Below are 16939 nucleotides of genomic sequence, written 5' to 3'. Positions count from 1 at the left end.
AAGGCGGTTAACGCCCTTTTTTCTTGCGCCCCGGCTGGGTAAAGCGCTTGCGGCCGGCCGGCACAGCGGCTTTGTCGGCGCTTTTCGGCCCGCCGGCGCTCGGCTTTTTCGCCGCGGCGGATTTGGCCGGGGCCTTCTTCGCCGGCTTGGCCTCGGACGAAGAGCCTTCAATCAGTTTGAACAGCTCAATCAGCTCGTCATCGGTCAGATCGCGCCACTCGCCCAGCGGCAACCCTTTCAGGCTGACGTTCATGATGCGCGTGCGTTCCAGCTTGGTGACCTCGTAGCCGAAGTGTTCGCACATGCGGCGGATCTGACGGTTCAGCCCCTGCACCAGCGTGATGCGGAACACGAACGGCGCTTCTTTCTTCACCTTGCACTTTTTGGTCACCGTGCCCAGCATCGGCACGCCGGCGCCCATGCCGCGAATAAACTCGTCGGTCACCGGCTTGTTGACCGTCACCAGATACTCTTTCTCGTGATTGTTGCCGGCCCGCAGGATCTTGTTGACCAGGTCACCGTGGTTGGTCAGAAAGATCAGCCCCTGCGAATCCTTGTCCAGGCGGCCGATCGGGAAGATGCGCTTGCTGTGGTTGACGAAGTCGGCGATGTTGTCGCGCTCGCCGTCTTCGGTGGTGGTGACGATGCCGACCGGTTTGTTCAGCGCGATCAGCACCAGATCTTCTTCATTGCGCGGTTCGATCAGCTGACCGTTAACCTTCACGACATCGCCGGCAAATACCTGGGCGCCAACGGTGGCGCGTTTACCGTTGATGAAAACGTTGCCCTGTTCGATGTATCGATCGGCGTCGCGGCGTGAGCAGATGCCGCTCTCGCTAATGTATTTGTTCAAACGAATGGATGAGTTGGTCAGCATGGGATCTCCGTAAAACGCGGACTATACATTACCCGGATGGCGCTGCGAAGCGAATCATGCAGGAGCCGGATGCCCGCTGCCGAGCGTTGTCGCGGCTAAGGTATTTTCACCACTCGGGTATTCAGCGGGGTGAGCGTCTGCCCGGCGCTGCCGATCGGCGTCAGGCGCGGCACGGGGCGGCCGCTGTCGCTTTCCACCAGCGTTGAGTGCGCTTCTCCCTCGGCGAACAGATGATCTTCCCCCCACTGGCGCAGGCCGACGATCACCGGAAACAGTGCGCGGCCTTTCTCGGTCAGCACATATTCCTGATAGGCGCTGCCGTCTGCGGCGGGCACGATCTCCAGCACGCCGTGCGTCACCAGCGCGCGCAGGCGGGTGGCGAGGATGTTCTTCGCCATCCCCAGCCCTTTTTGAAATTCGCTGAAGCGGGTGACGCCGTCGAAGGCGTCGCGCACGATCAGCAGCGACCACCAGTCGCCAATCACATCCAGCGTGCGCGCCACCGGGCACGGCGCGTCTTCCAGGCTTTTACGTTTCACGGCGTTTATCTCCAGTGACATATTCTGGTTGCATTATAAAACCTCTGCACCTAAAGTTCATTTGGTTTAATTATGAAACCAGATTGAGGTGTGCAATGAGCGACAAACTGCTGGATCCTCCCTGTGCGGCGCTGGGGCGTCTGCCGGCCGCCCTGGTGCTGCTGTTGGCCGCCGCCAGCGCCTTCAGCGTGGCCAACGTTTACTATGCGCAGCCGCTGCTGGACGCCATCGCCCGCGATTTTTCCATCAGCCTGGCGGCGGTCGGCATGGTGATCACCGTGACTCAGTTGGGCTGCGCGCTGGCGTTGCTGTTGGTGGTGCCGCTGGGGGATCGGTTGAACCGGCATCGATTGCTGGCGGGGCAACAGCTGGGGCTGATCGGCGCGCTGCTGCTGGTGGGCTGGGCGCACAGCGCGCCCTGGCTGCTGGCGGGGATGTTGCTGGTGGGGCTACTGGGCACCGCCATGACGCAGGGGCTGATCGCATTCGCCGCCGCCCTGGCGGCGCCGCAGGAACGCGGGCGGGTGGTCGGCGCGGCGCAGGGCGGGGTGGTGCTGGGGTTGCTGCTGGCGCGCACCTTGTCCGGCGCGCTGGCGGACGTTGGCGGCTGGCGCACGGTGTACTTCTTCTCCGCCGGAGTGACGCTGGTATTGCTGCCGATCCTGTCGCGCCTGCTGCCTGCGCCGCGCACCGCGCCCAGCACGCTGAGTTATCCCGCGCTGCTGCGTTCGATGTTGAGCCTGTTGCGGCATGACCGCACGCTGCAAATTCGCGGCATGCTCGCGCTGCTGATGTTCGGCGCTTTCAGCCTCTTTTGGAGTTCGCTGGTGTTGCCGCTGAGCCAGGCGCCGTTCAACTTCACCCATGCCGCGGTGGGAGCGTTCGGCCTGGTCGGCGCGGTGGGCGCGCTGGCGGCGGTGCGCGCCGGGCATCTGGCGGATCGCGGGCTGGGGCAGGCGGCCAGCGGCGCGTGTCTGCTGCTGTTGACACTGGCCTGGCTGCCGCTCGGTTTGCTCGGCAGCGGCCTGGTTTGGCTGGTGGCGGGCATCGTGCTGCTGGATCTGGCGGGCCAGGCGATCCACGTGCTGAACCAGAGCATGATCTTCCGCGCGCACCCGCGGTCGCATAGCCGGCTGGTGGGCTGCTACATGCTGTTTTACGCCGTCGGCAGCGGGCTGGGCGCCTTTGCCGGCACCCATATGTACGCTTGGGCGGGGTGGAGCGGCGTCTGCTGGCTGGGGGCAGGCGTCAGCCTGAGCGCGCTGCTGTTTTGGCGGCTGACGCTGCGCGGGATGCCGGATGCCGCGGGTAAGAGCTAGCGGGCCGGCGAATGCATCAGGTAATAATCTTCTTCGCCGTCGTTGCCGGTAGAGATAATACGCCAACCGTGTTTGCGGTAGAACGTCAGCGCCTTTTCATTCTTCACCAGGCATTTCAGCGAGCCGGTGGCGGTGAAGGTGGCTTGCGCCGCTTGCAGCAGCGCACTGCCGACGCCGCGCGGCGGCTGATGGGGATCGACATACAGGTTATGAATGAAGTTGTCTTCGCGGTAGATGGAGACGAATCCCAGCAGCACGCCGCCGTCTTCCGCCACCCAAATCGCTTCGCCCAGCGTCGCGCGGTCGAAATCTTCCAACTGGTAGTTTGAGGTATTGCGCCAACCGAACGCCGCCTTGCGCGACGCCAGGTACAGCGTGCGCAGGAAGGGGCGATCGGCCTCTTGGTAAGGTCTTATTTGCATGACATCTCCCGGTGGTTTGTGCTCACTATAGCGCATGGCGCCGGGCGTGCATGGCCACAAACGGAAAATGCTAGGCGTCGCCCCAGGCGGGCAGGCGATTGACTCCGTCGCTCAGCTCCTGAGCAAGATGGCGCACGGTGTCAGCGTGCAGGGCGGCCGACGGTGGATGAAAGTCGGGCGCCCGCAACGCTTGCGGCGCGCGGGAAAGCTGCGCCGCATACTCGGCGAGAACGCGCCCGCCCTGACGTTGCACCTCGATCAGCGCCTGGCGTTCCTGCGCGGACAGCGCCGCGCCGCCGCCTGCCAGATAGGTGTTGAGCTTTTCGCTGGTCAGCAACAGGCTGCGCGTCTGGTTAAAGATCAGTTGGATATGCCGGGTGAAGCTTTCATGGTTATCGTCCGCCAGCTGCCAGGTGGGCTCCAGCGTCACCCGGGCCACCACCGCTTCGCAGCCCTCGATCTTTTGCCAGATGCCGATGGCGTTTGTGTTCTCGCCGCCGAGGAAGCGCGACAGTTCCCGCAGCACGTTGGCAACCTGCTGCCGCAGTGACTCCCCTTCGTATTCCGGCCACAGCGTGGCGTGAATGAAGGTGGCGAACCCTACCCCCAGCACGATGCCGATCAGGCGATCGCGGATCTCGGTCAGCCCGGTGACCGGGCCGAAGCTTTCCAGCAGCGCCAGGGAAAAGGTGAACAGGATCTGTACCCCGGCATAGCTTATTTTCTCGGAGCCGGCGGCGATCCAGGCGGAGAGGGCGATCACCGGCAGCGTCAGCAGCAGCAAGCCGACGAGGCTGTCGAGGTGAGGTATGATCCACACCACCGAGATCAGCGCCAGCAGGCTGCCGATCGCCGCGCCGCCGAGACGCAGCCGCGCCCGCCGCTGTGTGGCGCCGAGGCTGGGCTGCGCCACGATCAGGCAGCTCAGCATGATGGTATGAATGCCGGACCAATCGACGGCGGTATAAAACACGTAGGCGACCAGCACGGTCAGCAGCGTTTTCAACGAAAACTGGATGTAAACCGGGTTGGTCAGGGCATCGGGGGTAAAGAAGGGCACTTTTGGCGGCGGCGCGGCCTGCAGGGCGTCGGCGTAGTCGCTGCGGTTGGCGTAGACCTGCAGGAGGCCGGCCATTTCATTGAGCGGCGCCGGCACCTGCGGATCGTCGCTGCCGGCGATCGCGACGGAAAATCGCAGCGCGCTGTCGTGGCTGATCGCGGTTTGCAGCGCGCGGCAGGCGGCGTCTATCTCTTGCGCCAATTGACGCGCGGCCGCGCCGAAAGCCGGCGGCAGCTGGTAGGCCAGAATATTGAGCTGCAACACCAGGGTGATCAGCGCCAGATAACCGGGCTCGTTGGCGCGGCAGCGATCGCTGCGCATCACCGAAAAGCGCAGCAGCTTGTGCAGCTCGGTGGCGTGCTGCGAGATGGCGCTCAGATCGCGCGTTTCGCCGCCGTTGGCCAACATAGCGCGGGTTTCGTCCAACACCGCGTTCATCCGGCCCTTTAGCTGTTTCAGCGGTTCAGCCGGCAGCAGCAGGGTATTGACGATCAGGGTGAGCAGAATGGCGTAGTTGATCGCCACCCATACCCACAGCACCAGCCGTATCACCACTTCCGCCTGCGGAGTGAGATCGACAAAGCTTTGCGTGTAGATCACCACCAGCGCCATCAGGAAGAACAGCACCCCAACCTTGGTCACCCGCATCAGGAACACGCTGAGGAAAAACAGCGCGCTGGAGAGCAGGATGCGCAGCATCGGGTAGTCGTAGGTGAATTTCAGCACCAGGATAGCGGCGCCGATCGCCAGCGTGGAGCTGACGAAAAACAGGATGCCGATTGCGCGGGTGATCACGATATTGGACTGCGTGATAAAGAAGACAGCGATCAGCGACAGCGCCAGCCACGGCACCTGCAGCGTCTGCGAGATCACGATGGCGATCGCGCTGGAGAGCAGGGCGCGGATCACCAGGTTGATGCGGCTGTCCGAAGGGCGCAGCTCGTCGATCAACTGGGACAGCCAGCCGTGAGACATCGTTTTATTCTTCATGGCGCAGGTTCAGCTTGGCCACCGCCGAAGCGCCCACGCGGAACAGCGCCGGGTTGGGGGCTTCTACCGCGATCTTGACCGGGAAGCGCTGCGAAACGTGCACCCAGTTGATGTTGCGCGACACGTTGGGCAGCCCGCCCAGCACTGTGCCGCCGTCGTCGGGCTGCACGCCGTAGCTGATCGATTCCACCTTGCCGCTGAAGGTCTGGCCGGCGTCGCTCATTAAATACAGCGTGGCCGGCACGCCGGGATGCACGCCTTTCAGGTCGGTTTCGCGGAAGTTGGCGACCACGTACCAGTGGCGGGTGTCGATCAGCGTGAACACCGGTTTGGCGCTGGAGGCATATTGGCCTACGGTGGTTTTCAGGGAGGCGATGCGGCCGTCGAACGGCGCTCTCACCTCGGTGAACTCCAGGTTCAGTTTGGCGATGGCGATGTCGGCCTGCACTTCGGCACGCTGCGCGACCAGGGCTTCGACGCCGCTGACGGCGGCTTCCGCCTGTTTCGCCTGCAGCAATGCGGCCTGCAGTTCCGCCTGCGCCGAGCGCTGGGAGGTGCGGGCGGTTTCCACTTCTTCCGCCGAAACGTAGTTCTTGCCGAGCAGCTTCTGCCGGCGGTTGAGGGTGTCGGTCGCCTGCGCCACCAGCGCCTGCGAGCGTTTGACGATGGCGTTCATCGATTCGGCGTTGTACTGCTGCGCGTTGACCGAACGCTGCGTCAGCTTGATCTGTTCATTCAGCGTGATCAGGCGCGCTTCGCTGGCCGCCAGCGCGTCCTGGTAAGGGCGCGGATCGATGCGGAACAGCAGATCGCCTTGCCGCACTTCCTGGTTGTCGCGGATCGGCATCTCGATGATGCGGCCGTTCACCTCCGGCACTACGTCGATGGTGTCGGCATAGGCGTAGGCATCGTCGGTAGTGGGGGCGTTTTCCACCCGCCAGACGACGACGGCGGCCACGATGAGCGTCAACGCCAGGATGGTAAGCACCAGCAGTCTGCGCTTGTTGGAGGTTTGTGGTTGGGTCATGGCGTCAGTCTCAGTGGGGGAAAACCAGTAACCAGGTCAGCATGGCGATCAGCGCGGTCAGCGCCGGATACGTCAGCAGCTGCGGCGCCAGCCAGGCGCGTTTTTCCGGGGTGCGCAGCAGCAGGTGGATCGCCACCATGCCCGCCACGCCGCCGCACAGGCAAAACAGCCAGTCGGGGAACGAAGCGCCGAACACCACCATGGACGGTGCCGGCGAGCACCCGGTGAGCAACAGCGCGGTCAGGCAGGTGATAAGCAGTTTTTTGTCGGGCATAGGGCGTTCTCTGGCGATTGGCTTGGTCGACGGGCCGAATGAAATGACTCTTTTTCAGTGAGTGAGGTCACTGTTTGTCACCCCCATGCTTGCGCAAGGGGAAACTAGAATAAATACTCTACTCTAAACTAGAGGGGTTAATCTAGTTTTTTGTGTCACCCTGCCTTCGCGGCGGCAAATGGGTATAATGCGTTGATGACAGCGGGCAGAAACGAATATGCAAATCGACGAACACATCACCGGGCGAGAGCCGCAGCAGGAAAGAGGGCGGCAACGCGTACAAACCATTCTGGATTCAGCGGCGGCGATCGTGGCGCAGGATGGCCTGGCGGCGCTCAGCATGCAGCGGCTGGCCAAACACGCCAAAACCTCCATCGGCTCGATGTATCACTTTTTCCCCGATCGCCACGCGGTGATCAAGGCGCTGGCGGATCGGCACACCGAATCGATCGAGGCGCTGGTGCGCGACATGGCGCTGGCCAGCGACGACGAGTGGCGGCGCCTCTCCGCTGAAGCGGTGATCCAGCGGCTGTTTTCACCCTATGCGCAGTACCTGCGCGAGCACGCCGACTACCTGCCGGTGATGCGGGAAATGAACCTGCCGGACGAAAAGTCCAGCTTCCTGGCGCTGATCGCCCGAGTGCTGCAGCTGCGCCGCCCCGAGACCGCCGAGGCGGAGATCCTGCAGCAAACCCGGCTGTTGCAAAGCCTGGTGGCCGGCACCTTGCATCACATCTTCAAAACGGCGCCGCAGAGCGTGGCATTTACGTTGGCGGAGCTGCCCGGCGTGCTGAGCCTGTATCTGGCGGGAAAAGAGGGCAACATCGCTTAGGCGCGAGCGAATTTATTCGCTTGTTTGTCCGCGCCGCCGCTGGCATGATCCCGCTCAGGGATTAACGCAACGTTGATCACAACCTATTGATTTTCATGACTCGGGGTGCCCTTCTGCGTGAAGGCTGAGAAATACCCGTATTACCTGATCTGGATAATGCCAGCGTAGGGAAGTCACGGCCGCCCAACCGGCGCCGCCTTCTTGAACGCCGGTTGGGAGGAATATGATCGCTCGACCTGATGCACTACCCGGCGCTCGCGCCGCGGCCTGCCTGACTCAATTCCAACAGCGGCCTCCGCTGATCCACTGCCTGACCAACGAAGTGGTGCAATCGCTGACCGCCAACGTGCTGCTGGCGCTCGGCGCCTCCCCGGCGATGGTGGTGGAGCCGCAAGAGGCGGCGCAGTTCAGCGCGTTGGCCGACGGCCTGCTGATCAACGTCGGCACCCTCAACGCGCTGCGTGCCGAATCGATGCGCGCGGCGGTGGCCGCCGCCAATCAGGCCGGCAAGCCCTGGACGCTGGATCCGGTGGCGGTTGGCGCGCTCTCCTACCGCACCGCCTTCGCCAAACAGCTGCTGGACGAGAAACCGGCGGCGATACGCGGCAACGCCTCGGAAATCATGGCGCTCAGCGGGTTGCTGGCCAGCGGCCGCGGCGTGGACAGCGGCGACGATTCCTTGGCGGCATTGCCCGCCGCGCGTGAGCTGGCGCAGCGCAGCGGTGCGGTAGTAGCGGTCACCGGCGCGGTGGATTACGTCACCGACGGCCAACGCGATTGGGCGATCGAAGGCGGCTCCCCGCTGATGACGCGGGTGGTGGGCACCGGCTGCGCGCTGTCGGCGGTGGCGGCGGCGTTTTGCGCCCTGCCGGGCGATCGCCTGGACAACGTGGCGGCCGCCTGCCGGGTGATGTCCCACTGCGGCGGCCTCGCGGCCAGGCAGGCCGCCGGGCCGGGCAGCTTTACGCCGGCGTTCCTCGACGCCCTGTATCAGCTGCGCGGGGAGGATCTGTGATGAAACGCATTAACGCGCTGACCATCGCCGGCACCGATCCCAGCGGCGGCGCCGGCATTCAGGCCGATCTGAAGGCCTTCTCGGCGCTTGGCGCCTACGGCACCTCGGTGATCACCGCGCTGGTGGCGCAGAATACCCGCGGCGTGCAGTCGGTGTATTACATCGATCCGGCGTTTGTCGCCGCGCAGCTGGACTCGGTGTTTAGCGACGTGCGCATCGACAGCGTCAAGATCGGCATGCTGGCCAACGCCGATATCGTGCAGGCGGTGGCCGAACGGCTGCGCCATTACCGGCCGGAATTCGTGGTGCTGGACACCGTGATGCTGGCGAAAAGCGGCGATCCGTTGCTGGCCCCGGAGGCGGTGGCGTCGATTCGACGCGAGCTGTTGCCGCTGGTGTCGATCATTACGCCGAACCTGCCGGAAGCGGCGGCGCTGCTGGCGTGCGCGCCGGCGGAAGATGAAGCGCAGATGCGCGAGCAGGGGCGGGCGCTGCTGGCGATGGGCTGCCGAGCGGTGCTGATGAAGGGCGGCCACCTGAGCGAAAGCGAGAGCCCGGACTGGCTGTTTACCGCCGAAGGCGAGCAGCGCTTTACCGCGCCGCGCGTCGCCACCCGCCATACCCACGGCACCGGTTGCACGCTCTCGGCCGCGCTGGCGGCGCTGCGTCCGCGCCATGCCGACTGGGCGGCCACGGTGGCCGCCGCCAAGGGCTACCTGCAACAAGCGCTGCAACAGGCGGATACGCTGGAAGTGGGGCACGGCATCGGGCCGGTGCATCATTTTCACGCCTGGTGGTGAGTCAACTTTTTGCCGCAACCGTGGTCTGACTAGTTCAGGCCCGGTTTTATGGGCGAAACCTGATTTAACCTAGGGAGAAGGACTATGACGGGACACCAGGCGCTGCGTTGCGCCCTCTTTGGCGCACTGCTCAGCTTCAGCGCGGGCAGCTTTGCCCAACAAATCGTCACCACATCGGATTTGATTCAGCAGCCGGGGTATCAGGCCAGCTGGCAAAACATGGTCAAAGGCCAGGCGCGGATGCCGGGCTGGGCGCGCAAGGGCGTCGGCACCTCTACGCCGGCGCAGAATCTGAACTGGAAGGGCAAAGAGTATCTGGTCGGTAACCTGTGCAAGCCCCACGACTGCGGCAATAACTTTTTGATCGTGGCGTTCAGCGCGGACAAATCCCAGGCCTGGGGCGTGCGGGTGGAAGTGGAAGATCGGCCGGAAGCCGTCGATCATCCGAAGAAGTATGCCAAGTACCAGTGGCTCGGCAAGCCGAATGACGACATGAAAGCGCTGCTGAAGCAGCAGTTCGAGAACAATCCCGATTGGAAATGATCTGACCGGGGGGCGCTGGTGATGGCGCCCCCCGGCGTTGATCAGCCGATGCCGGCCTGATGCAGATCGTGCAGGTTGAGCGCCCCCACCAGCACGCCGTCCATATCGACCACCGGAGCCGCGCTGATGTGTTGTTCGTGCAGCGCTTCCAGCGCCTCCCCGGCGCGCCACTGCTCTGGCAGCCGATAGCCGGGGCGGGTGATCGCCGGGCTGAGCGGATCCTGCAGGCTGTTGCCCTTCACCAGCCAGCGGCGCAGATCGCCGTCGGTAAATACGCCCACCACCCGCTGCTGCGCGTCGCAGACCGCTACCAACCCCAGCCCGGTGCGGCTCAGTTCCAGCATCGCCTCCATCACGTTGGCGCTTTCGCTCACGCGCGGCAGGCGATCGCCGGTGCGCATCAGGTGATGCACGCGGTTCAGCAGACGCGCGCCCAGGCTGCCGCCCGGGTGCGATCGGGCGAAGTCTTCCGCGTTGAAACCGCGCTGGCGCATCAGCGCCATCGCCAGGGCGTCGCCCATCATCAGGGTGTTGACCGCGCTGGAGGTGGGCGCCAGCCCCATCGGGCAGGCTTCGCGCTCGACGCCGATATCCAGCACGCAGGCCGCGGCCTGCGCCAGCGGCGACTCTTTGCCGCCGGTAACGGCGATCACCGGAATGCCGTTCTCCGCCAGCAGCGGCAGGATCAGATCCAGCTCTTTGGCGCGGCCGGAGTAGGAGATGAACACCACCACGTCGTCGGCGCCGATCATGCCGAGATCGCCGTGCAGCGCCTCCGCCGGATGCACGAAGAATGACGGCGTGCCGGTGCTGGCCAGCGACGCGGCGATCTTCTTGCCGATATGGCCGGACTTGCCGATGCCGGAAATCACCGCTTTGCCGCGGCAATTCAGCAGCAGCTCGCAGGCGCAGACGAAATTGTCATCCAGGCGCGCCAGCAGGCGCTGCGCTTCGGTCAACTCGATCTCCAGCGTTTCGCGGGCGAAGGCGAGCAGGGCGTTGGCGTTACTCATCGGGGTCTCCTACCAGAATGATATTGATGCCTTTCGCCTGCAGGGCGGCGAGGTAATCGGGGTTGATGTCTCGGTCGGTGATCAGCGTATCGACGGCGCTGAGTTCGCACACCACGTTCGGGCTCTTGCGGCCGAATTTCGAGGAGTCCACCAACAAAATAATGCGGCCGGCGGCTTCGCACATCGCTTTGCTGACGTTGTGCACTTCGTTGAAGGTGGTGACGCCTGCGTTGAGATCGACGCCGTCCGCGCCGATAAACAGCTTGTCGAAGCTGAATTGCTGAAACGCCGATTCCGCCAGGCTGCCGTGGAACGAGGCCGATTTTTTGCGGTAGGTGCCGCCGGGCATCAGGATGGTCTGATCGTTGTCCAGTTCCACCAGCGCGTTGACGATGGTCAGGCTGTTGGTCATCACCGTGATGTTATTGAACTGCGCCAGGTGCGGCACCATCTGCAGCACCGTGCTGCCGGCGTCGAAGATCAGCGAGTCGCCGTCGGCGATCAGCGCCACGGCGGCGCTGGCGATGCGGCGCTTTTTCTCGGTGTTGATATGGGTTTTACGGTCGATTGGCTGATCGCCGTCGTCGCGGCTGAGCACCACGCCGCCGTAGGTGCGGATCACCTCGCCTTCTTCTTCCAGCAGGGTGAGATCCTTGCGGATGGTGGTGCCGGTGGTGGAGAAATGCTCGGCCAGGGCGTCCACCGCCGTTTTGCCATGCCGCTGCAGATATTCAAGGATAGCGGCCTGCCGCTGCTTTGGTTTCATCGCGATTCCCGTTCACAAGAGTTGGGCATTTCCCCTCGCTGAATAATTCACTATGAAAGGTAATGTCTTTTAATGTGAAAATATCACGATTTGGGGTCAATCGCTAACGATAGTGCAGACTGGCATGCGCGATCCTCGGGGAAGATCACATCCGGGCGCAAATCCCGCTGATGCAATCCGTGTAAATGAGGCAGCGGGCGAGGCCGGGCGAAGACGGTCAGGCCGCGAAGCAACAGGCTGCCGCATACCCGCCGATCGGCGTCGAAGGCCAGCGCCAGCACCACCCGCGGACGAAAACGGCCGCCGGAACGGCCGACGCCCACGGCGCCCAGCCGGCATAAACCGTCGAAGGCGCGGTTGAAACGTTGCAGTTGCCACCAGCCGAAGGCGATTTGCAGCAGCCAGGCCAGCAGCGCGAAGGCGATCAAAGCTTGTGTCATGGGGTTCTCCTTAGGCCCCCTTCCGCGGAAGGGGGCGTCGATGGCGTCAGAACATCACCTGGCCGCCGGTGATGTTGATCGACTGGCCGGTGCAGTAAGAGGCCTTGTCGCTGGCGTAGAACAGCAGGGTGTTCAGTACGTCCTGATAGTCGCAACCGCGCTTCAGCGGCACCTTGTCGATGTAGTACTGCTCCACCTGGTCCGGCGCGATGCCCAGTTTTTGCGCGTACTGCGGCAGCAGCGACTGGAACATCGGCGACTTCAGCAGGTTGCCGAGCATCAGCGAATGCACGGTGATGCCGTACTCCGCCAGATCGAGCGCCAGCGACTGCGTCAGCCCCACGCCGCCGAACTTGGCGGCGCTGTAGCCGGAGTTGTGCTTGCTGCCGACCTTGCCGGACTTGGAGTTGATCTGAATGATGCGCCCGGCGATGCCGTCGCGGATCATCAGGCGCGAGAACTCGCGGGCGCAGAGGAAATAGCCCACCAGGTTCACCTGCAGCGAGCGGTCGAAGTCGCCCAGCGGGAAATCGGTGATTGGCGCCGCCTTGGCGATGCCGGCGCTGTACACCAGCAGGTTGGCTTGGCCGAACGCCCGGTCAACCGCCGTCGCCAGCGCGATCACGCTCTGCTCGTCGGTGGCGTCGGCTTGAAAACCGCAGGCGCTGCCTGTGCCGTACTCTTCGTTGATCTGCTGTGCCACCCGATTGGCGTTGTCGGCGTTCAGATCGGCCACCGCCACCCGATAACCGGCATGCGCCAGCCCGTGGGACAAAAAGGCGCCTAACGTTTGGCCGCCGCCAATCACTACAGCTACTTCAGACATGGTCTACTCCTTATGCGATAAATGACAGCGTGCTGCCCAACGGGATATCGGTCGGCGTCGGGCCGGATACGTGGATCGAGCCGGGGAATTCGGCTTCGGCTTCGCCGTCGAAGCGCACGGTGACGTGGCCCAGCTCGCGCAGATTCTGCGTGGCGACGCTGCCGACGGCGGTGATGGCGTAGCGCTGCTGCGCCAGTTCCATCACGCCGCCGACCTGCAGCTCGCCGGCGGTTGCGCCGTGGCGGTGGATGAAGCAGAACTCTTCGATATCCGCCGGGGCGCCTTCACGGAAGGTGATCAGCATGTTGTCCAGCAACGCGTCGCGGGCGCAGCCGCCGATCTGCGTGATGGTGGTGTGAAAAATGGTGTGCATAAACGTCTCCCTGGGGATCACATTATTGATAAATGAAGGCCGAGGCGGCCCAGGCGATTAACACCGTCGGCGCGCCGGTCAGGAAGCGGCCGACCAGCACTGAAGGCACGCCGACCCGCACGGTGTCCTGTTTGGCTTCCGCCAGCGACAGGCCGACCGGAATGAAGTCGCAGGCGGCCTGCGCGTTGATGGCGAACAGCGCGGGCAGCGCCAGCTGCGGCGGAATATGGCCGAGGCCGATCTGTACCCCGACCAGCACGCCGATCACCTGGGCGATGACCGCGCCGGGGCCGAGGAACGGCGACAGCAGCGGGAATGAGCAGATCAGCGCCAGCGTCACCAGGCCGATCGGGCTGTTGGCGAGCGGCGTCAGGCCGTGAGCGATAAAGTCTCCGAGGCCGGAGGCCATGATGATGCCGATCAAGGCCGAGACGAACGCCATAAACGGCAGAATGGTCTTCAGCACGGTGTCGATGGTGTCGCGTCCGGCCTGGAAGAACACCGCCACCACCGATCCCATGCCCATGCCGACCTTCGCCAGCAGCCCGTCGCTTTGCTCGGTGATCTTCTTGCTGGTGTCGTAGTCGCGCGCCTTGGGCGGCGCTGCAACCGCGGCGGCGGGTGGGTTCTCCGTCGCGTCGATTCGGCTGATGTTGTGGTCACGCACGCCGGAGACATAGATGTCTTCGAGGATAAACTGCGCCAGCGGGCCGGACTGGCCGGTGGCATGGATGTTGACCGTCGGAATGCGGCGTTTCGGGTACAGGCCGCAGCGCAGGGTGCCGCCGCAGTCGATCACCGCCACGCCGATCTCTTCCGCCGGCGGTTCGCCCTCTTTGAAACCGTCGACGGCGGGCCAGCCGGTCAATTCGCTGAGGCGATCGACGATGGAAGGCCGGGTGCCGGCGGTGATGTACACCACTTTTTTGCCGGGCTCTATCGGCAGCTCCAGGGGGCCGCCCCAGCCGCTGGCGCCTTTTTCAATACGGATATAAGCACTCATGCTGCACTCCACGAATTAAAGTTGCACCTGGCGATCCAGACGGATGCCCATCTTGCGTTCAAACAGACTGGTGGTGAGATCGGTGACCCAGCCGCGGAAGAAGTTGGTGAACAGCCCCACCAGGAAATAGCTCACCGCCAACGGGCCGAGCGGCAGGCCGAGGGTGGTCAGGCCGCTGGCGATGCCGAGGTAAACGAACAGTTCGCCGGGGTTGATGTGCGGAAACAGGCCGTTCATCGAGTGGCAGCTGTAGGAGGCCGCCGCGTAGTAACTCGGCTTGTATTTTTCCGGCATGAAGCGCCCCAGGCTGAGGGTCATCGGGTTGCAGAAGACAAAGGTGCCGATCAGCGGCAGCAGCAGATAACGCGAAACGGGGTTGCCCGCGCAGCGCTGCGCCAATCGTTCGATACGTTCCTGGCCAACAAATTTGATCAGCGCGTTCATGATAACCAACAGGCTGATCAACAAGGGCAAAATGCCGGTCACCATGCCGACAAACACTTCACCGCCTTTCTGAAACAGGCCGATAAACCACTCGGCGCCGTGGGTGATTAGCTCAATCATTATGTTCTCCTGTAATGGACTGATATGGCCTGGAGCGAACGGCGGCTCTGTCGCCATGGGCCTTACAGTAGTCACTTTGTTGGGCTATTTGTTTTAAATAGATCACAATTTGAAAGATAAATATTTTATTTTGAAAGTTTAAAATGAAAGAAAGAGAAGGTGAACGGCGCGGGAGGCGGGATAACGGGCACAAAAAAGCCCGGCGAACCGGGCTTTGGGACAGGCGGTCCGTCACATCAGGCGATGGTGACCTTCTTGTCCAGATAGGCGTCTTGCACGGCGTTGATCAGCGCCACGCCGTCTTTCATCGATTTCTTGAAGGCTTTACGCCCCAGGATCAGGCCCATGCCGCCGGCGCGTTTGTTGATCACCGCGGTGCGCACCGATTCCTGCAGATCGTTCTCACCGGCGGCGCCGCCGGAGTTGATCAGCCCGGCGCGGCCCATGTAGCAGTTGGCTAACTGGTAACGCACCAGATCGATCGGGTGATCGGTGGTCAGCTTGGTGTAGACGCGGTCGTCGGTGTAGCCGAATTTCACTGCGCGGTAGCCGCCGTTGTTTTCCGCCATTTTCTGTTTGACGATGTCGGCGCCGATGGTGGCGGCGATGTGGTTGGCCTGGCCGGTCAGATCGGCGCTGGAGTGGTAGTCCACGCCGTCCTTGTTGAACGCCGGGTTGCGCAGATAGGCCCACAGCACCGTGACCATGCCCAGCTCATGCGCGCGCTCGAAGGCGATCGAGATCTCTTCGATCTGGCGGCGCGACTGCTCGGAGCCGAAGTAAATGGTGGCGCCGACCGCCACCGCGCCCATGTTGAACGCCTGCTCGACGCTGGCGTACAGGGTCTGGTCGTACTGGGTCGGGTAGCTCAGCGTTTCGTTGTGGTTGAGTTTGACCAGGAACGGGATCTTGTGCGCGTAGCGGCGCGATACCGACGCCAGCACGCCGTAGGTGGAGGCGACGCAGTTACAGCCGGCTTCAATCGCCAGCTCGACGATGTTCTTCGGATCGAAATACAGCGGGTTGGCGGCGAACGAGGCGGCGGCGGAGTGCTCGATGCCCTGATCGACCGGCAGGATGGACAGATAACCGGTGCCGCCCAGGCGGCCGTGGTTGAACAGGGTTTGCATCGAACGCAGCACGCTGTTGGGGCGGTTGTTATCGATCATTACGCGGTCGACGAAGTCGGCGCCCGGCAGGTAGAGATTCTCGGCGGGGATAGTGGTACAGCGGTGTTGCAGCAGATCTTCCGCTTCCTTTCCTAGCAACTGCACAATATCAGTCATGATTCACTCCCGATTAAGCTTCTTCATACACCGGCAATGCAAGGGTTTTTGACCACCGGCGCAGTAAAAAGCGGTGATTGAAGCTGTAAAGCGATGCTACCGAACTTGCTCCGGCAAGGACAAACAATAGATGCGATTGAGAGGAAATGCCATTTGCGTGGCCAAATACGCGGGGGCGATCGCCCCCGGCTTGCTAAGCGGTTGATTATTCGATCTCGAACCACTCGGTGTTCTGCAGGGCGATCGGGGTGATGGAGTAGATCATCTCCTGCAGATGATCGTGGATGGCGCGCTCCGCCGCCTCGGCATCGCGCGCTTTCAGCGCTTCATAGATGCGGTAGTGCTGCTTGATCAGGCTCTCTGGCGGCGAGACTTCGCTCAGGCTGAGGAAACGCACCCGATCCATGGTGGCCTTGATGGTTTCGATGGTCTCCCACGCCAGCGGGCAGTCGGCAAACTGGGTCAGCAGCTGGTGGAACTCGTCGTCCAGCGCCAAAAATTCGCGCGTTTGCCCGTTCTGCGCCGCCAGCTCTTGACGGTGCAGGTTATGCTCCAGCGTCATCAGCTGCGCCGGAGTGGCGCGCTCAGCCGCGCGGCGCACGATGGCGCATTCCACCGCTTGACGGATAAAGCGCCCGTCGGCCACGCGCTTGGCGGAAATCTTCATCACGAAGGTGCCGCGCTGCGGCAGGATCTGCACCAGGCCGGCCTCCGCCAGCTTGATGAAGGCTTCGCGCACCGGCTGGCGCGAAACGCAAAAGCGGGTGGAGATCTCTTTCTCGGACAGCAGGGTGCCGGGGGGGATGGTGCAGTCGACGATATCTTTGCGCAGGAAGCGATAGATCTGCTGGTTGACCGGGACGTTGTTGGTGAGACTGTACGTTTCAGACATGGCGACAATCAGGCATCTGGCTGGAATTCGAATGCCACCATACTAGCAGATTATTGGTTGAGGGCGGGGGGATAAATC

General features: G+C 63.1%; 20 protein-coding genes and 1 riboswitch. Of the genes, 5 read left to right on the top strand and 15 right to left on the bottom strand.

Features of this window, described 5'->3' with window-relative positions:
- Window positions 1-7 precede the first annotated feature (7 nt).
- Together rluF and J0F90_RS18245 are read right to left on the bottom strand one after the other, a co-directional pair.
- On the bottom strand, window positions 8-877 hold the full coding sequence (gene rluF, locus J0F90_RS18250) for a 23S rRNA pseudouridine(2604) synthase RluF (protein WP_033639631.1): 870 nt from the start codon (window positions 875-877) through the stop codon (window positions 8-10).
- A gap of 95 nt (window positions 878-972) precedes the next feature.
- The gene (locus J0F90_RS18245) at window positions 973-1416 is read right to left on the bottom strand and encodes a winged helix-turn-helix transcriptional regulator (protein WP_060445269.1); all 444 of its coding nucleotides are present in this window, start codon (window positions 1414-1416) and stop codon (window positions 973-975) included.
- Window positions 1417-1511: 95 nt separating this feature from the next.
- On the opposite strand from J0F90_RS18245, the gene J0F90_RS18240 reads away from it, so the two are divergent.
- The gene (locus tag J0F90_RS18240; protein WP_033639633.1) at window positions 1512-2735 is read left to right on the top strand and encodes an MFS transporter; all 1224 of its coding nucleotides are present in this window, start codon (window positions 1512-1514) and stop codon (window positions 2733-2735) included.
- On the opposite strand, the gene J0F90_RS18235 is transcribed toward J0F90_RS18240, so the two are convergent.
- From J0F90_RS18235 to J0F90_RS18220, 4 genes are all read right to left on the bottom strand, one after another.
- Complete coding sequence (locus J0F90_RS18235) at window positions 2732-3157, bottom strand: GNAT family N-acetyltransferase (protein ID WP_016926687.1); 426 nt, start codon at window positions 3155-3157, stop codon at window positions 2732-2734. The two genes, J0F90_RS18240 and J0F90_RS18235, sit on opposite strands and share 4 nt — an antisense overlap.
- Window positions 3158-3227: 70 nt before the next feature.
- Window positions 3228-5192 carry an FUSC family protein gene (locus tag J0F90_RS18230; RefSeq protein ID WP_033639634.1) on the bottom strand — a complete coding sequence of 655 codons (1965 nt, stop codon included), beginning with the start codon at window positions 5190-5192 and terminating at the stop codon, window positions 3228-3230.
- A 4-nt stretch (window positions 5193-5196) separates the two neighbouring features.
- A complete protein-coding gene (mdtN, locus tag J0F90_RS18225; protein WP_016926685.1) occupies window positions 5197-6234 on the bottom strand; it encodes a multidrug transporter subunit MdtN in 1038 nt (345 codons plus the stop codon).
- Window positions 6235-6244: 10 nt separating this feature from the next.
- The gene (locus J0F90_RS18220) at window positions 6245-6508 is read right to left on the bottom strand and encodes a YtcA family lipoprotein (protein WP_004941494.1); all 264 of its coding nucleotides are present in this window, start codon (window positions 6506-6508) and stop codon (window positions 6245-6247) included.
- 217 nt (window positions 6509-6725) lie between these two features.
- On the opposite strand from J0F90_RS18220, the gene J0F90_RS18215 reads away from it, so the two are divergent.
- The 4 genes from J0F90_RS18215 to J0F90_RS18200 all read left to right on the top strand — a co-directional run bounded on the left by J0F90_RS18215 (window position 6726) and on the right by J0F90_RS18200 (window position 9698).
- The gene (locus J0F90_RS18215) at window positions 6726-7340 is read left to right on the top strand and encodes a TetR/AcrR family transcriptional regulator (protein WP_033639635.1); all 615 of its coding nucleotides are present in this window, start codon (window positions 6726-6728) and stop codon (window positions 7338-7340) included.
- 91 nt (window positions 7341-7431) lie between these two features.
- A riboswitch (TPP riboswitch) is annotated at window positions 7432-7528 on the top strand.
- A 35-nt stretch (window positions 7529-7563) separates the two neighbouring features.
- Window positions 7564-8355 (top strand): hydroxyethylthiazole kinase, encoded by a 792-nt coding sequence (gene thiM / locus J0F90_RS18210; RefSeq protein ID WP_033639636.1) that lies wholly within the window; start codon window positions 7564-7566, stop codon window positions 8353-8355.
- Window positions 8355-9155 (top strand): bifunctional hydroxymethylpyrimidine kinase/phosphomethylpyrimidine kinase, encoded by an 801-nt coding sequence (gene thiD / locus J0F90_RS18205; RefSeq protein WP_033639638.1) that lies wholly within the window; start codon window positions 8355-8357, stop codon window positions 9153-9155. Before thiM ends, thiD begins: the two co-directional genes overlap by 1 nt.
- Before the next feature lie 84 nt (window positions 9156-9239).
- On the top strand, window positions 9240-9698 hold the full coding sequence (locus tag J0F90_RS18200) for an inhibitor of vertebrate lysozyme family protein (protein WP_033639640.1): 459 nt from the start codon (window positions 9240-9242) through the stop codon (window positions 9696-9698).
- 41 nt (window positions 9699-9739) lie between these two features.
- Here J0F90_RS18200 and gutQ read toward each other — a convergent pair whose 3' ends face one another.
- The 9 genes from gutQ to J0F90_RS18155 form a co-directional block, all read right to left on the bottom strand.
- A complete protein-coding gene (gutQ, locus tag J0F90_RS18195) occupies window positions 9740-10711 on the bottom strand; it encodes an arabinose-5-phosphate isomerase GutQ (RefSeq protein WP_016926691.1) in 972 nt (323 codons plus the stop codon).
- Entirely contained in the window at window positions 10704-11477 is a 774-nt protein-coding gene (gene srlR / locus J0F90_RS18190; protein ID WP_016926692.1) for a glucitol operon DNA-binding transcriptional repressor SrlR, read from the bottom strand. The genes gutQ and srlR overlap by 8 nt, the downstream gene beginning before the upstream one ends.
- A gap of 83 nt (window positions 11478-11560) precedes the next feature.
- Entirely contained in the window at window positions 11561-11917 is a 357-nt protein-coding gene (gene gutM / locus J0F90_RS18185; RefSeq protein WP_016926693.1) for a transcriptional regulator GutM, read from the bottom strand.
- Between the two features lie 46 nt (window positions 11918-11963).
- On the bottom strand, window positions 11964-12743 hold the full coding sequence (gene srlD / locus J0F90_RS18180; RefSeq protein ID WP_033639641.1) for a sorbitol-6-phosphate dehydrogenase: 780 nt from the start codon (window positions 12741-12743) through the stop codon (window positions 11964-11966).
- A 10-nt stretch (window positions 12744-12753) separates the two neighbouring features.
- Window positions 12754-13116: a PTS glucitol/sorbitol transporter subunit IIA gene (gene srlB / locus J0F90_RS18175; RefSeq protein ID WP_033639642.1), complete on the bottom strand. Its 363-nt coding sequence runs from the start codon at window positions 13114-13116 to the stop codon at window positions 12754-12756.
- Window positions 13117-13138: 22 nt separating this feature from the next.
- Window positions 13139-14119 (bottom strand): PTS glucitol/sorbitol transporter subunit IIB, encoded by a 981-nt coding sequence (gene srlE / locus J0F90_RS18170; protein ID WP_016926695.1) that lies wholly within the window; start codon window positions 14117-14119, stop codon window positions 13139-13141.
- Between the two features lie 15 nt (window positions 14120-14134).
- Window positions 14135-14683, bottom strand: coding sequence for a PTS glucitol/sorbitol transporter subunit IIC (gene srlA, locus J0F90_RS18165; protein WP_004941528.1), 549 nt, complete (start codon window positions 14681-14683; stop codon window positions 14135-14137).
- Window positions 14684-14919: 236 nt separating this feature from the next.
- Window positions 14920-15969 carry a class I fructose-bisphosphate aldolase gene (gene fbaB, locus J0F90_RS18160; protein ID WP_015378749.1) on the bottom strand — a complete coding sequence of 350 codons (1050 nt, stop codon included), beginning with the start codon at window positions 15967-15969 and terminating at the stop codon, window positions 14920-14922.
- Between the two features lie 205 nt (window positions 15970-16174).
- Window positions 16175-16861, bottom strand: a complete 687-nt coding sequence (locus J0F90_RS18155) for a GntR family transcriptional regulator (RefSeq protein WP_016926696.1) — start codon at window positions 16859-16861, stop codon at window positions 16175-16177.
- Window positions 16862-16939: the final 78 nt, after the last annotated feature.

It is taken from the genome of Serratia marcescens subsp. marcescens ATCC 13880, assembly GCF_017299535.1.
In the GTDB taxonomy this organism is placed as follows: Bacteria; Pseudomonadota; Gammaproteobacteria; order Enterobacterales; family Enterobacteriaceae; genus Serratia; species Serratia marcescens.
The sequence above is the reverse complement of the archived record's forward strand: the minus strand, read 5'-3'. Positions and strand labels throughout refer to the sequence as shown.

Bases quoted from the DNA above. Each gene is read 5' to 3' on its own strand.
- rluF (WP_033639631.1), bottom strand. From the start codon at position 877: ATGCTGACCAACTCATCCATTCGTTTGAACAAATACATTAGCGAGAGC.
- J0F90_RS18240 (WP_033639633.1), top strand. From the start codon at position 1,512: ATGAGCGACAAACTGCTGGATCCTCCCTGTGCGGCGCTGGGGCGTCTG.
- J0F90_RS18235 (WP_016926687.1), bottom strand. From the start codon at position 3,157: ATGCAAATAAGACCTTACCAAGAGGCCGATCGCCCCTTCCTGCGCACG.
- J0F90_RS18230 (WP_033639634.1), bottom strand. From the start codon at position 5,192: ATGTCTCACGGCTGGCTGTCCCAGTTGATCGACGAGCTGCGCCCTTCG.
- mdtN (WP_016926685.1), bottom strand. From the start codon at position 6,234: ATGACCCAACCACAAACCTCCAACAAGCGCAGACTGCTGGTGCTTACC.
- J0F90_RS18220 (WP_004941494.1), bottom strand. From the start codon at position 6,508: ATGCCCGACAAAAAACTGCTTATCACCTGCCTGACCGCGCTGTTGCTC.
- J0F90_RS18215 (WP_033639635.1), top strand. From the start codon at position 6,726: ATGCAAATCGACGAACACATCACCGGGCGAGAGCCGCAGCAGGAAAGA.
- thiM (WP_033639636.1), top strand. From the start codon at position 7,564: ATGATCGCTCGACCTGATGCACTACCCGGCGCTCGCGCCGCGGCCTGC.
- thiD (WP_033639638.1), top strand. From the start codon at position 8,355: ATGAAACGCATTAACGCGCTGACCATCGCCGGCACCGATCCCAGCGGC.
- J0F90_RS18200 (WP_033639640.1), top strand. From the start codon at position 9,240: ATGACGGGACACCAGGCGCTGCGTTGCGCCCTCTTTGGCGCACTGCTC.
- gutQ (WP_016926691.1), bottom strand. From the start codon at position 10,711: ATGAGTAACGCCAACGCCCTGCTCGCCTTCGCCCGCGAAACGCTGGAG.
- srlR (WP_016926692.1), bottom strand. From the start codon at position 11,477: ATGAAACCAAAGCAGCGGCAGGCCGCTATCCTTGAATATCTGCAGCGG.
- gutM (WP_016926693.1), bottom strand. From the start codon at position 11,917: ATGACACAAGCTTTGATCGCCTTCGCGCTGCTGGCCTGGCTGCTGCAA.
- srlD (WP_033639641.1), bottom strand. From the start codon at position 12,743: ATGTCTGAAGTAGCTGTAGTGATTGGCGGCGGCCAAACGTTAGGCGCC.
- srlB (WP_033639642.1), bottom strand. From the start codon at position 13,116: ATGCACACCATTTTTCACACCACCATCACGCAGATCGGCGGCTGCGCC.
- srlE (WP_016926695.1), bottom strand. From the start codon at position 14,119: ATGAGTGCTTATATCCGTATTGAAAAAGGCGCCAGCGGCTGGGGCGGC.
- srlA (WP_004941528.1), bottom strand. From the start codon at position 14,683: ATGATTGAGCTAATCACCCACGGCGCCGAGTGGTTTATCGGCCTGTTT.
- fbaB (WP_015378749.1), bottom strand. From the start codon at position 15,969: ATGACTGATATTGTGCAGTTGCTAGGAAAGGAAGCGGAAGATCTGCTG.
- J0F90_RS18155 (WP_016926696.1), bottom strand. From the start codon at position 16,861: ATGTCTGAAACGTACAGTCTCACCAACAACGTCCCGGTCAACCAGCAG.